Raw genomic sequence first — 13,501 nt, 5'->3', positions numbered from 1 at the left:
TGTGTGCGTTGGGCTAGCTGGTCTTTTTACCCCAGTTTTTGAGGTAGGTGCCTTCGCGCTTTTGGCGGATCTGTTCTTCCCAGCTGAACTCGGGTTCTTCCCAGTCGGTGAAGTAGTCCTCGTCGACGTCTTTGGCCCACGGAGTGCCGGGGCCGGTGGGCGGCCAGTTGGGGTTGTCGGTGACTGGTTCGCGGATTTCGCGCACTGCGGGGTTGTGCCGGCCGTAGCGGAACCACTGGGTGTAGGTCTTCTCGAACATTGGGGTGCCGTCCCAGCGTCCGGCGGGTACCTCGGAGCCGAACCAGCGGCCGCCTAGTACGCCCCGCATGAATTTTCCGGTGTGTTGTTGCTTTTTGCGGAACTCGACGGTGCGCTTGACGTAGATATTTTGCAGCCGGGTCATCACGCCGCCGATGAGTTCGATATTGATCCAGTTGATGGCTGCTGGCAGCGGCCCGTCGGGTTCGTAGCCGATACGCCAGTGGTTGATGAGCCTGGTGCGCTCCCCTTTGAGCGGGACGACGTAGAAGCACCATGCGGCGGCGAAGTGCGTCATCGTCGGAAAGCGGAAGGCGTAGGAGCCTGGTGCGGCGGGCGGGTTTTTGGTGTCGACCCACTGGACGACGTATTTGCCGGGTACGACGTCGGCCCATTCCATGGACATGCCGTGGAAGTCGAAGGCGCCGATATCGCCGGGCATGAGCGAGTCCGGCTGCTGGAACTCTTCTTGGATTTCGTAGCTGTTGTAGAAGGGCAGCCGGGCAAAGGTGCGTTCTAGCCATTCGGAGGAGAATGAGCCGGACTTATCGGCGCCGAGTTGTTTGAACAGTCGCCAGACTGCGTAGGCGGGGGCGTCGATGGTGACGGCGTAGGTGGATGAGTAGCCGTTGTCGTAGTTGGCGTCGATGAGGTCGTCGCCTGGGTAGCGCCATGCTTTTTCTTCGTCGGTGGCTTGGCCGGTGAGTTGGCTGAAGGTGTACATGCCGCCCAGGCCGGCGGCGGCGAGGCCGGTTCCGGCGAGGAGCGGTATGCGCCACTGTTTGTCGTTGGTTGCCATGAGTGGTGGCCTTTCGTGCCGAGTGTGAATGACTCTGTTAGGCATTCACCTTCGAACTAGCCTGTGTGGCTTCCCATACCTTCTAGGCGAACGCCAACCATGATTTTATCAAGTTATAACTACATCCTTTCCGTGATGTTTGCCACACCTATTATTGGTGACAAATATTCGTAATTGCTCGTCATTATAAAGTCATCAAAATCATACAAAAACCGGCCACACGCAGCACGTATGGAAAAAGTTATTATCACACCGGAAATTCATTCCGGCTTGCAAAACAATGAAGAAAAGTTTTAATCTTATAAACAGGTTTCGGCACGAACGAGCCGTCGAACTACGAGCCCGCGGACATGCCGAACGCATACGGTCAGGAGCACACCTGCTATGTGGGAATCAATAACACCACCGGACTACTCCACCCTTTTCTTCTTTGAAACTGGCGAATGGTGGGACTACGCCATGCTGCTCATCGTCACCGCAGCATTGGCCACAACCGCCTGGCTCGCCCAACGCAATAAGTGGGTAGTCCTCGTCGTCTTCGTCATCGCCCCGGTACTGCTCACCATCTTCTGGTGGCCGCACTCGACCGAAGGAACCAACTCCGCTGGCTGGTTCCCGATCGTCAAGCAGTACTCCGCGCTGCTCGGCAGCCTAAGCCTGGTGGCGCTGCAGTTCTTCAAAAAGCTGCGTACCAACTACTGGTACCTGTGCATCCCGCCGCTGATTCTGGCGGTCAATATCGCCGAAGCCGTCGTCCGCGACTTCCAGTGCTACGGCATCCACGGCATCGACCCCTCCCAGGGCATGGTCACCTGGGGTGGGCCGTGGAACATCATGAACGGCATCGCCGGCATCTTGAACCTGCTGGCAATCTCCGGCTGGATCGGTATCTTCGTCGCCCGCGGCAAGTCCAAGGCCATCATCTGGGGAGATCTCACCATTTGGTGGATCATCGCCTACGACGCCTGGAATCTTGCCTACGTCTACAACTGCCTGGCAGACCGCGCCTGGTACTCCGGTGTCGCACTGCTGGCATCGTGCACCATCCCGGTGCTGTTCAAGTTCGGCCGCGGCGCCTGGATCCAGTACCGCGCCTACACGTTGACCCTATGGTCCGCAGTGGTGCTGACCTTCCCGCACTTCATGCAGGATTCGATGTTCGCGCACCGCTCCGCCCATAACCCCTACGCCCTGTTCCTGCTGTCCTTTGTGGCACTGGTGCTCAACGCAGCCGTCTTCGGCTACCACGTCGTGCGCATCATCAAGACCCGCCGCAACCCGCTGACCCAGGAGGTCTACTCCGACACCAAGGAGTACACCGAGATGATCCGAGACAACGCTTCCGTCGAGGACCAGGACCGCATCGCCGCGCGCCTGGGCATCCCCGCCACGGAGCTCGGCTACCGGAGCAGCGCACACCAGCAGCACTCCGGCTCCCCTGTGCCCGCCTAACCCTGGCCCGGCACCTGTAAAGAAAGAGACCCACCAATGGATTCACTATTCCTTTGGGAGATCGGCACCCCGATCGTCTACGTCGTGTGGCTTATCGTCTTCGCCGCGCAGATCGCGATCTCCGAAATCAACCGCCGCTGGACCTGGACGGTCTTCGCGCTGTGGACCGTCGGCGGCATCCTGCTTATGCCCTACGCCGCCATGCACGGCACCCCAATGGTTGGCTGGTTCCCGTTCGGCAAGTACGTCATCATGGTCGCCACCGCGACAATGACCGGCTTCCTGCTCTGGTACGGCAAGCGCAACCCGGCTAAGACGCACCGCTACGCCATCTGGTTCGGTGTGGCTTTGTGGATTGGCCTTGCGGTCAACATCATGGAAGCCAATATCCGGGACATCACCATCTTCTTCGAAAACGACGAGTACCTGCGCTGCGCCGCGGACCCGTCCTGCCTGAAGGCCATTAACGAGGCCCATGTGGGCATCGACATGATTAATGGTCTGCCTGAGTCTCGTGGTGTTGCCGGCCCGGTCGGCTCCGATGCGTGGTACGCCGGTGTGGCCCAAAACTTCGCCGACTCCGGTGTGGGTATTGACCCGGCCACTGGTTTCCGCACCATCGGCGGCTACTGGAATATCATCACCGCGATCGCTGGCCTGCTGAATATCATCACGATCACTGGCCTTGGCAAGATCTACATCACCTCGAATAAGGACCGTAAGGTCAAGGGCCTGATCTGGGTCGACATGGTGTGGCCGTGGGTTATCGCCTACGACCTGTGGAACCACGCATTCCTCTACAACGCCCTGTCTGATTACACCTGGTACTGCACGCTGGCTTTGCTGCTGGCGGCAACTATCCCGGCGTTTACCTGGGCGAAGGGCCAGTGGATTTGGTTCCGTTGCTTCACCCTCATGTTCTGGATTGCCATGAACAACCTGCTTCCGGAATTCTTGGTGCCGCCGAGCGATATCCAGAACTTCTCGACGATGAACCCGACCGCCAATGCGGTGTGCGCGTGGGCAGCGTTCCTGTCGAATGTGGCGCTGTTCATCTACTGGATCTACAAGATTCGCTCCACGGGCCGGAACCCGCTGCGCGACCCGCTCTACGTCGAGCTTGGCGAGTTCCAGCACATCATGCGTACCCATGCCGACGAGAAGGACAAGTACTTCGTTGTCGACACCATTGAGCCCACCCCGAGCGAGCTGAACTTCGAGCCCGCCTCGGATACTCCCCCGGCTGATGGCTGGGTTGGCTGGATGCCGTGGTGGAAGTCCGATAAGCGCTACCCGAAGCCGCGCACCCCGCTGGCTGCGGACCCGGTGCTGGTGGAGAAGGGAATCGAAGCAGACTCCCGCTATGACGCTGTTGCGAAATAGCAGCAGGTAGCCACCGCTACAGTCGGTGTGGACAGGGCCGTGATGGCTCTGCCCACACCGACTTTTTCATAGAACCCCGCCCTTGCCTCTTGACCCTTACGCGACGTCAGGCCCGATGGTGACTGTATGAGCAATGACGAACAACTCCGCACCGTTGGTGAGGTCGCACGTCTGCTGGGTCTTTCCGTACGCACACTGCATTACTGGGAAGAGCGCGGGCTTGTCGTGCCGACGGCGCGTACGTGGTCGGAGTACCGGCTCTATTCCGACGCCGATATTGAGCGCCTGGAGCAGGTGATGGTCTATCGAGCGACGGGCATGAGCCTCGACCACATCGCCGAGGTGCTGACTGATGAAAGCGACCGTGTTGTGCATCTGCGGCGGCAGAAGGCATTGCTCATGGACAAGAAAACCGAGCTTGACACCATGATTCAGGCTCTCGACCGTATCTTGGAGGATTCCATGGGTGAGAAATCATTGTCTGTCGATGAGATCGCGGAGGTGCTGGGCGAGACCCAGTTCCCCGCCTATCAGGCAGAAGCAGAACAGAAGTGGGGCGACACTGAGGACTGGCATCAGTCCCAACAACAGCAGGCTCAGATGTCGCCGGCCGATTGGCAGAAGTTCTCGGAACAGAACCTTGAGCTCGAGCAGCGCCTCGCCGCAGAAATGAAGGCGGGTGTGCCAGCTGATTCCGAGCAGGCCCAAAGCTTCGCCGAGGAGCACCGCGCACTGATCAGTCGGTTCTTCCCGGTAAGCCACGCGAAGCAGGTGTTGATTGCCGAGGGTTATGTTCAAGACCCGCGCTTTAGGAAGCACTACGACAAGCAGGCTGAGGGGCTGGCCGTGTGGTTAAAGCAGGCGATCGATGCCAATGCTGCCGCCCACGGCATCGACCCCAGCGACGCTGAATGGGCCTAACCGGTAGGTCATACTAAGAGCAGTTGGCTGTACCGGCCCTAGATGTCACCTGCTGCTGGGAGTGTTGCTAGATATGTTGGAATACCGTGTCGGTGAGCGGGCTTTGGCCTGGTATTTATCGTCGATTACTGGGTTTATTGACGCCATCGGTTTTATCCACCTGGGTGGGTTCTTCCTGTCTTTCATGTCCGGCAACACCACCCGGCTGACTGCGTCGGCGGCGGAGCAGAACTGGGTGATTACCGCTAAAGCTGCTGGCCTGATGGGTTTGTTCTTGGTGGGTGTGGCGACTGGTTCGTTGATTCATCACATTGGTTCGCGGCGTTGGGGGCATGGCCGACCGCGTGAGGCGGTGTTGTTATTTGTTGCTTCGGCGACGGTGGTCTCGGCGCTGTTGGTGGCGGTCGATCTTGGTGGGCCGGCGATGTTTGCCCTGTCTTTTGCTGTTGGTGCGATGAATAGTGTTTTTGAGCGCAATGGCCAGGTGGCGATCAGTCTGACGTATATGACGGGCACGTTGGTGAAGATGGCGCAGCTTTTTGTGGGGTCGTTTTTCGGCGCCGATCCGCGGCTGTGGATTCACCATTTCTTGCTGTGGGCTTCGCTTGCTGCTGGTTCGGTGCTGGGTGGTTTGAGTTATGTGCACTTTGGCCTGCGGGCGGTGTGGATTGCGGCGGCGTTGGTGATTACTGGTGCGGCTGCGGCGTTTATTAATCGTCAGCGTCGTCGTCGGCTGGGGTTGCCGTTGTAGGTCGTGGTTGTGCTTGCCGACGGTGTGGGCGTGGGGTTAGCACGAGTGCAGCGGAGGTGTACTGCATTTACTGCGAGTGCTGGCAACCAGGTCTACTGTGGGGCGTCCACCAACTCATACGAGTACAAGGAGGACCCATCATGGCCGACTTAAACAACAAGACTGTTGCTGTTATTGCCACTCATGGCTTCGAGGATTCTGAGCTCACCAGCCCGGTCGAGGCCGTGAAGAACGAGGGCGCTACTGTCCACGTCATCTCCACTGAGGGCGAGACCATTTCCGGTAAGAACGGCACTGAGGTCAGCGTCGATAAGCTCACTGCGGACGTCTCCGCCAGCGATTATGACGCGCTGATTCTGCCGGGCGGTACCGGCAATGCTGACCAGATTCGCCTGGACGGCAATGCGGTGGAGTTTGTGAAGCAGATTGTCTCCGCCGGTAAGCCCACCGGTGTCATCTGCCACGGCGGCTGGATTCTGGCCGACGCTGATGTCCTTCAGGGCCGCACGATTACCTCGTACCCGTCGCTGAAGACTGACCTTGCCAATGCAGGCGCTACCTGGGTTGATGAGGAGGTCTGCTGCGATAAGGGCCTGGTTTCCTCGCGCACCCCGGATGACCTTCCGGCGTTCAATAACAAGCTGGTCGAAGAAATCGCCGAAGGCAAGCACTAAGCCTTCGCTACTGCCCTCGCTTGCCGACGGCCTGGGCCCACTCGCCTGCCGCTAGCAACGGGTAGGCGACGTCCCAGCCGCCGAGCCGGCGGGCATCTTTGCCGGCGTCGACAATGAGCCCGTGGAAGTGCGCGAGTTCAGCGGCACTGAAACCGGCCTTGTCGACCTCGAGGTCAAGTGCCTTCTTCGCCTGGTTGTAGTTCGCATACGTTCCGAACCCGGCGGCCTCAAGAAGACGCAGCCCATACCGGTCGTAGATAAACACCGGCCGCTGGTAGACGTAGAGCAGGATGTCATCAGCGGTTTCCGGACCCACTCCCCTAATACTGAGCAATTCCTCGCGCAGCTCGTCAGTTCCAAGCTCTCGGGCAGCGGCATCACGATCAATAAACCACCGGCTTACCTCTTTTAGGTAGCCGGTTTTTGTGTTGTAGTACCCACTCGGACGAATAGCCTCAGCCAGCACAGCCGTGTCCGCGTCGATGACGGCCTGCGGGTCCAGCAACCCGGCTTCCACCAGATTGTCGATAGCCTCCTCCACCCGCTCCCACTGCGTGTTCTGAGTCAGCACCGCACCAACAATGACCTCAAAATCACTATCAGCAGGCCACCAAATACCAGCAGTCACCTGACTACTGAGCAGGTCGAATAGTGTGCGCACGATTATTTTTCCGCTTCTGCGTAGAGCTTCATGAGGTGACCAACAATAGCCGTCTCATCACCAGTGAACTGTTGCCCGTAGGCCCGGGCGCGGTCAATAATGCACTGACGCTGGTCCTCGGTGGAATCGGGCTAGACGAGAGTGTTGTAGACAATGTCGGCTGAGTTCATGACCGAGCTTGACCCGGATCGCTAAATGGACGCTGGCGAAGCGATTCGACCTGTTCGTTGTAGACCTTGAACTTTTTCACCGGCTCCACGAGCAGACCTATGCCTATAAGCGAAGACCGGCCCTGGACTCCCACCAAGGTGGGAAGCGGAACCGGTCATGTTGTCTACAACAAGTACCTCGTCGGAGTGGCCGACGCAAGAGTGATTGCCGCGTTCTACGGCAACGTCTTGAGTTCATCTTTGAGATAAGGGTCCCGTTGTTCTGAATCTCGAAAAGGTCTAGCAGGACTTTACGTAAGTGCCCTGCTTGAAAAAGCCCCGGCTATACCGGCCGAAGGCATCGGCGGTGAAAGTCCCGCGTCCTCGGCGAAAAGGCAGACCACAAACCGCACACACAACACATTCAATGCGTGCTGGGACTCTTCGGACTCGGGATTGATGTACTGCTGTTCTAGCGCGTCATGCAGACGCCCAATGAGTTCACCGGCCTCAATGAAGGCCTTGCGTTCTTTCTCCTGGAGGAAGGTTAGCGGGTCTACCAGGAAGTTCAACAGCGTGAACTGGTCGGGCAGTTCCTCAAGTCTGAACGCCAGGTAGTCATCTTCCAGGTCTTTCTTGTTGCGATCCTGGATGCGGAATTCACCGAAATTACACCCAACGATGTCGTCTGTCCGCTAGTTATTCGGCAGACAGTAGCGGCACGTTTTTGTTCGACGAAAGGAAGTGGCATGACACCTAAACTTGCTGCAGATTGGACACACTGCGAGGCACACAAGAAGGACTGTTCGATACTGCTGCGGTGTTATGCGGATTTTCCGATCGCGAAATACAAAAAATTGTAGGTGAACGGCGCTAGCCTGAATTTATGTCGAAGCAGTCACGACAGCATCAGGTGAGGCAACAACACCGCACTGGTGTTCATCCTTCGCTCCTGCGCGCCACTCTTGTAGGTACTGTGCTCGGCGGTCTCGGGGCGGCTGCAGCACTGTCCACGCCATCCCTGGGCGCTATGGAGACACTTGGGTTAGCGCGCAATCCCGACTCGGCAGCGCAATCACAACCTCAGCAGCCCACCACCACTGTCACGGTTACTGGCGACCTGCTCTGGCATGAGCCGGTGTGGGAGTCAGCCATGACCGAGAACGGCGGCTGGGATTTCACACCCGTCTTTGGTCCCATGTCTGACTTCATCTCCGGGGCGGATCTGTCCATCTGCCACGAAGAAGTTATGTTCGCCCCGTGGGAGGGCCCCTTCACCGGGTACCCGCAGTTCCAGGCGCCGCCGCAGATCGCTCAGGGTGTTGCTGAGGCCGGTTGGGATTTGTGCACCACCGCGTCGAATCACTCCGTCGATGGTGGTTTCCCCAGCATTGAGCGCACCCTCAATGCCTTTGATGAAGCCGGTGTACTGCACGTCGGCACCGCCCGCTCCCCTGAAGAAGCAGCCCAGCCTGTCATTTACACCACCGATGATGGGGTGCGCATCGGGGTTGTTGCCGGCACTTATGGCACCAATGGCCTGCCAGTGCCGCAGCCGTGGATGGTGCAGGACCTCGATGTCGATGAGTTGCTCGCCAAAGCTGCTGCGACCCGCGAGGCCGGCGCGGATATCGTCATGGTGGCGATGCATGCTGGTGGGGAGGGAATGACCGAACCAGATGGGCAGCAGTTATGGCTGGCTGATGCCCTGACCCGCTCCCCTGATGTTGATGTGGTCTATGGGCATTCCTCCCATGCGGTGCAGCCCATTGAGAAGGTCAACGGTAAATGGGTTGTTTATGGGCTTGGCAACCTTGTCGCCGCGCAGACAAAAGACAATTACTTGGCCTATGAGGGCTTGGCTGTGGAGTTCAGTTTCGTGCCCGATGGGGACGGGTACCGGGTGAAACAGCTGAAATACGTGCCGACGGTGATTTCTGCGCATGGGGAACGCCCGGTGCGTGCAACGCCGATCTCTGATCTCTTAGGTACTCCCGGGGCGGATGATGATCGGTTGCGTGCTGTGCTCAACCGCACTAGGGATACTGTGCGTTCGCGTGGTGCGGATATGGAAGCTGAGTTCGTTGAAGGCTAGTTCGGGCAATCAGTTTTTTGACTGATATTTAAATAACTGTCGCTCTGTGGCTACGTCGCCCCCCCCCATAGCGTTTCCTACTACTTTCGGCAGCCGCCGAATCTCGTATTGGAGCCACTTACCCATGCACATTTTGCGCCGCACAGCCTTGGCAACGGGAAAGTCCGCTTTGGTGCTGACTGTTTCCATCTACAGTGAAGCTTACACCTACACAAATAGCAGGTATCATCACTAACGCAAACAATTTAACGAGTTTAGTTAATGCTCCACTGGAACCGCTTGAACCTGTCGGCCAATTCAAGGATCTCGGGACCACTCGTAAGCGCTTTTGTATGCGGTCCACTTCGAACAAAGAATGTTTTATTGAAGGCCAAAGGTTCCGAAATAGCGTTTTCAACGCCAGGCACACCCAACCGAGCGACCAGCCTAGTCTCGCCGCTACGATCCGATATCGACAGCAACTTGAAGTCATTTATCAACGCAGTTTTGAACTTGTCGGCACTTGTGCTATCGGGAAGAGAATCTGTATTGTCGATCAAGTTCCTAAACTTGTTTGCGTACGCTTCGCTGGTCATATCATAGAAAGCTAATTCATGATCAATACCGGTAACGTAAGCGAACTCATTACTGACGTCACTGCCCAAGTCTAGAGGCTCAACGTTAAACATGTCAGCAAGACGCTTGAGCGTCGTGCCATCGTTCTTTTCAACAAGACCGACATAAATCACGCCGCCAACCGAAGGATCACTATTGACCATCGCGGTAGCTGTCTTAATGAGCTTCTCAACCAGTTTTTCAAATTGCTGATCACTGGTCGCTAAGGTTTGACTACTCGATCCAGACGAGTCACTGTGTTGCTTCGGATCTAGGTTTACCGTACCCTGCTTAAACTCGTAGTGGGAATATTCGTCTACGTACTGACGAATATCCACCTTCAACTGATCAATCGCCGCATTTACAGCTTTCATCTCGGGCGAATCCATGTCTTCGAAGCACTTTGCTACTTTGCCTTTGAACTTGTCAATCTCTCCACGGCGGTTTTTAGCCTTCCACGTACCACCTTGATCAATTTTCGAATTTTTCCAGTAACCCTTCGTCTTCTCACAAAGCAAATTTCGGTCTACCAGTTGCTTGGAATCGAGGTAGCGGAGTTCGTAGAGCGCTATAAAGGCCACCAAATGGTACCTAGCGATGGGATTACTCGTCGGCTTTCCGAGATGAGCACACCAAGTCGTTTCGGAAGACCGCTCCACAATTTCTTCGATCATTTTATTAATCGCAATGAACCGCTCACAAAGAAACTCTTTTTCCGAAACTTTTTTTAACTCAGTGTCAACTTTTTTGCCGATCTCTGAGTGAACATCATACGCTTGTGTCCGCTTATCTGCCGAGATATCCACGTCTGGCGCTAGAATGTTCAGCAATAGATCCAGAATCAACTGCTCATCGAATGACGAACGCAAGTCGTCGCGACGCAAAATTGCTTGCTCCACCCAGAACGTTCGATCAACCAAGACCCCATCGGTCGCGCCATCATTCCACCTAAGAGAGATTTCTCCTATGCCATCGAGAGGCACCAGGTTGCTTTTTGTAGCATCTCCACGAACTTCCGCTGCGATTTCTCGAACGACGTCGGCTATGGGTGACACACAACCAGCTTGGCGCACATCTTGGCGACTCAACATTCGACCAGAAGAGTTTATTCTCCGAAATGTGTTGTCAACTAGGCTAGCTTTGGTCGCCTGAAAAGTAGATACAGGAATCTGATACTGCGTAAATTTCAGAGATTCATCTCGACTAAGGATGGGTTCACGTTGCACCAGTTCACCCTTATCCTTTTGCGACTTCGTAAGACCAATGCTTTCAAGGTTAAAGAACTTACCCTGGTAAGAGAATTCGTTTTCAATAAAGCCAAATATTGCGTTTAGTCGCTGCAGACCATCAACAATTTCTGTGCATCGATCGTCGTCTTTCGCCTTAGCCAGAAGAATTAGAGGAACCGGAATGTCAGCAAGTATGGAGTCCACCAACGTTTCTTTTTGATCTTGTGACCAAACAAGCTTTCGTTGATAACGACGGTTTACGTAAAACTTTTTCCTGGCGTAGTTCTCGTACAACTGTTCTATGCGCTGCCCCTGAACAGTTGTAGAGGTGTTTGTCTGCGGCTGCGTGTCCATAGTCCTACCCTTTCGTTTTGGTGAGCAACTAGACTTTAGCGCACGACTTCATCCGCTCCCCCAAAAAGTAGGTACCTGTACAGCCGCGATCGATGACTAATCGTTCCAAGACGTACTCGACCGACCTCTCCAGGAAACGCAAAGCGGAGCACCGGGCACCTCCGCCAACAGTGCAATCACGCTGACGACTTACAGAGGAAAGCACCTCCACATCGTTCACTCTTCTTCAGCAGCGCAGCTCAGATGGGTGCTTTTTCGCCAGGAGGCAACGTAGTGCATCTCCACCTTCTCTCTATCAAGGAATCGCAGGTAAATTATCCCCCCCGTGCCAAGCTTCCTCGTGGCTACAGCCCGTCCGTAGCCCCACTGGGGGCAGAACAAACTCCTACAAGGTGCGGTGACGCCAGGTGCCGGCTGTTTACGAACTTCAGCTCGTTGCCCAAAGAGATTCCCGGACTTCCCCGATCAATCCTGGATGAGAAGCTCTTCGAGCTTTTCTTCACTTGGGGAATCTCGCACACGATGGACACAACCTGGCGACCATAGGTTCCATAACCAGGAAGGTTCTCGTTGTGATCGCCGGTTCCCCGATAAAAACGCGTTATTTTATTTTCAAGGTTCCACTGGTGCACCGGGCGCGTCGAGCAGAGGTCTCGATGAAGGAAGCGTCAGCAGCTTCGTTTTGCAGCATTAGCAAAACCGCCCCACAGTGCAAAGACTGTGGGGCGGTTATGAACTACTTAGAGCTGGATTTTTAGGCCTTATCAGCCAGGTTGGTCCAGTCTTGCGGCATCAGCTTGGCGACGAGTTCGAACTTGCCGTCACCCTTGGGCTGAATCACATAGGCCACGCCCTGCGGGTCCGGGTAGATGCCGGTTGCGGCTTCGAAGACATCATCGTGGCCGACGATGATGTTGTTCTCGCCCTTGGCGGGCTTGTCTGACAGATACGGGGTGATCCCGTCCTTCATCTGCTCGATTTGTTCATCGGTGTACTCCTCGGACTTGGCGAAGTTGAGCGCCGCGTCCTTGTCATACTTTCCGAAGGCCAGCTGTGCGGTCTGCCATGCGCGGCAGTACTCAGAGCTGACAACTTCACCAACAGGAATCTCCGCCTTCTTAAAAGCAGCGCCGATTTCGAGGGCCTGGTCCCAGCCCTTCTCGCTCAGGGCGCGTTGGGTGGAGCAATCGTCCAGATTGAGTTCGCGCGAAGCCTGGTCTGCGTAGTCTTTCTCGGTCTGACCGTGTCGGATGAACACCACCATCCCGCCGTCCTGCAGGCCTTCTAATAGCTCTTCGTCGTCGAGCTTGTTCTTAAAGTCAGCATTTTTCTGCTCGGCTTCGCTCGGGCTGTCATCGCCGTCTTCGCCCTCTTCGGCTTCTTCGGCGTCTGCGCTGCTGGTTTCGGCATTATCCGAGGTCTGCTCGCTGTTGTCGTCGGAATCAGTTGTTACTTCACTGGTGACGCTGGCGGCGGTGTCTTCGGCTTCCTCGGTGGAACAGCCGGTGATGGCCATCGTGGATGCGGCAGCGATGCCGACTAAGGCTGTGACGATGCGTACGTTCTTCATTAACTCTCCTAGGTGTACTTAATCTGTTTAGGTGAGCCTATTCTTTTCATACTTGCATGTCAATGAAAATATTCAGACTGGAAGAGAATATTCTGCAGCCGACAGCCACCCCAGACATGCACAAAGACCCACCCCAGCAACACTGGAATGGGCCTTAACTCTCCTGCGACAGCGTCATGCGCTGCGCGACAACACCTAGGCGGCGCTACGAGATGGAGGAGTCTCTTAGTTGTCGAGATCCATATCGTCGTCCATGTCGTGATCGTCATGATCATCGTGATCGTCGTGATCGCCATGGTCATGCATGTCATCGTCGTCCATGTCATGGTCGCCCATGTGGTCGCCCTTGTCATGGTCGCCGTCATGCATGTCGTCATCCATGTCGTCGCCCATCTCGTCCATCTTGTCGCCAGCCTCGTCAGTGGCGGACTCGACGGAGTTGGTGGCCTCGTTAACGGCGTCTTCAGCGTCATCGCTGGAGCAGCCGGCAAGGGCGATGGAGGAGGCGGCAGCAACGCCGACCAGGGCAGTAACAATACGGAAGTTCTTCATAAAATCTCCTTGGTTAGTTTGATTTACTCTCGCAACCCTATTAACCAAATTCACCAATG

The 13,501-nt window shown here is 56.0% G+C and carries 12 protein-coding genes; 6 read left to right on the top strand and 6 right to left on the bottom strand.

Annotated elements, in window-relative coordinates:
- Positions 1 to 13: 13 nt before the first annotated feature.
- The gene (locus KRX51_RS03630) at positions 14 to 1,057 is read right to left on the bottom strand and encodes a hypothetical protein (protein ID WP_218361565.1); all 1,044 of its coding nucleotides are present in this window, start codon (positions 1,055 to 1,057) and stop codon (positions 14 to 16) included.
- Positions 1,058 to 1,441: 384 nt separating this feature from the next.
- Between KRX51_RS03630 and KRX51_RS03625 the strand changes: the two genes are divergently transcribed.
- From KRX51_RS03625 to KRX51_RS03605, 5 genes are all read left to right on the top strand, one after another.
- Positions 1,442 to 2,509 carry a DUF5692 family protein gene (locus KRX51_RS03625; protein ID WP_255549364.1) on the top strand — a complete coding sequence of 356 codons (1,068 nt, stop codon included), beginning with the start codon at positions 1,442 to 1,444 and terminating at the stop codon, positions 2,507 to 2,509.
- A 36-nt stretch (positions 2,510 to 2,545) separates the two neighbouring features.
- Positions 2,546 to 3,892 (top strand): DUF5692 family protein, encoded by a 1,347-nt coding sequence (locus tag KRX51_RS03620; protein WP_218361564.1) that lies wholly within the window; start codon positions 2,546 to 2,548, stop codon positions 3,890 to 3,892.
- Positions 3,893 to 4,018: 126 nt separating this feature from the next.
- Positions 4,019 to 4,813, top strand: coding sequence for a MerR family transcriptional regulator (locus KRX51_RS03615; RefSeq protein WP_218361563.1), 795 nt, complete (start codon positions 4,019 to 4,021; stop codon positions 4,811 to 4,813).
- Positions 4,814 to 4,886: 73 nt separating this feature from the next.
- On the top strand, positions 4,887 to 5,564 hold the full coding sequence (locus KRX51_RS03610) for a YoaK family protein (protein WP_218361562.1): 678 nt from the start codon (positions 4,887 to 4,889) through the stop codon (positions 5,562 to 5,564).
- 140 nt (positions 5,565 to 5,704) lie between these two features.
- The gene (locus KRX51_RS03605) at positions 5,705 to 6,238 is read left to right on the top strand and encodes a type 1 glutamine amidotransferase domain-containing protein (RefSeq protein WP_218361561.1); all 534 of its coding nucleotides are present in this window, start codon (positions 5,705 to 5,707) and stop codon (positions 6,236 to 6,238) included.
- 7 nt (positions 6,239 to 6,245) lie between these two features.
- Here KRX51_RS03605 and KRX51_RS03600 read toward each other — a convergent pair whose 3' ends face one another.
- Together KRX51_RS03600 and KRX51_RS03595 are read right to left on the bottom strand one after the other, a co-directional pair.
- The gene (locus KRX51_RS03600; protein ID WP_218361560.1) at positions 6,246 to 6,899 is read right to left on the bottom strand and encodes a hypothetical protein; all 654 of its coding nucleotides are present in this window, start codon (positions 6,897 to 6,899) and stop codon (positions 6,246 to 6,248) included.
- Positions 6,900 to 7,359: 460 nt separating this feature from the next.
- Positions 7,360 to 7,731, bottom strand: a complete 372-nt coding sequence (locus KRX51_RS03595) for a type IIL restriction-modification enzyme MmeI (RefSeq protein ID WP_370625047.1) — start codon at positions 7,729 to 7,731, stop codon at positions 7,360 to 7,362.
- A 203-nt stretch (positions 7,732 to 7,934) separates the two neighbouring features.
- Here KRX51_RS03595 and KRX51_RS03590 point away from each other — a divergent pair, with 203 nt between their 5' ends.
- On the top strand, positions 7,935 to 9,143 hold the full coding sequence (locus KRX51_RS03590; protein WP_218361558.1) for a CapA family protein: 1,209 nt from the start codon (positions 7,935 to 7,937) through the stop codon (positions 9,141 to 9,143).
- A 254-nt stretch (positions 9,144 to 9,397) separates the two neighbouring features.
- Here KRX51_RS03590 and KRX51_RS03585 read toward each other — a convergent pair whose 3' ends face one another.
- From KRX51_RS03585 to KRX51_RS03575, 3 genes are all read right to left on the bottom strand, one after another.
- Positions 9,398 to 11,320 carry a DUF262 domain-containing protein gene (locus KRX51_RS03585; RefSeq protein ID WP_218361557.1) on the bottom strand — a complete coding sequence of 641 codons (1,923 nt, stop codon included), beginning with the start codon at positions 11,318 to 11,320 and terminating at the stop codon, positions 9,398 to 9,400.
- A 754-nt stretch (positions 11,321 to 12,074) separates the two neighbouring features.
- The gene (locus KRX51_RS03580; protein ID WP_218361556.1) at positions 12,075 to 12,890 is read right to left on the bottom strand and encodes a histidine phosphatase family protein; all 816 of its coding nucleotides are present in this window, start codon (positions 12,888 to 12,890) and stop codon (positions 12,075 to 12,077) included.
- Between the two features lie 225 nt (positions 12,891 to 13,115).
- On the bottom strand, positions 13,116 to 13,442 hold the full coding sequence (locus KRX51_RS03575; protein ID WP_218361555.1) for a hypothetical protein: 327 nt from the start codon (positions 13,440 to 13,442) through the stop codon (positions 13,116 to 13,118).
- Positions 13,443 to 13,501 lie beyond the last annotated feature (59 nt).

The sequence above is a fragment of the Corynebacterium sp. TAE3-ERU12 genome, assembly GCF_019209905.1.
Classification (GTDB): domain Bacteria; phylum Actinomycetota; class Actinomycetes; order Mycobacteriales; family Mycobacteriaceae; genus Corynebacterium.
Note: the sequence above shows the minus strand (reverse complement) of the source record. Positions and strands in the feature narration are given on the sequence as shown.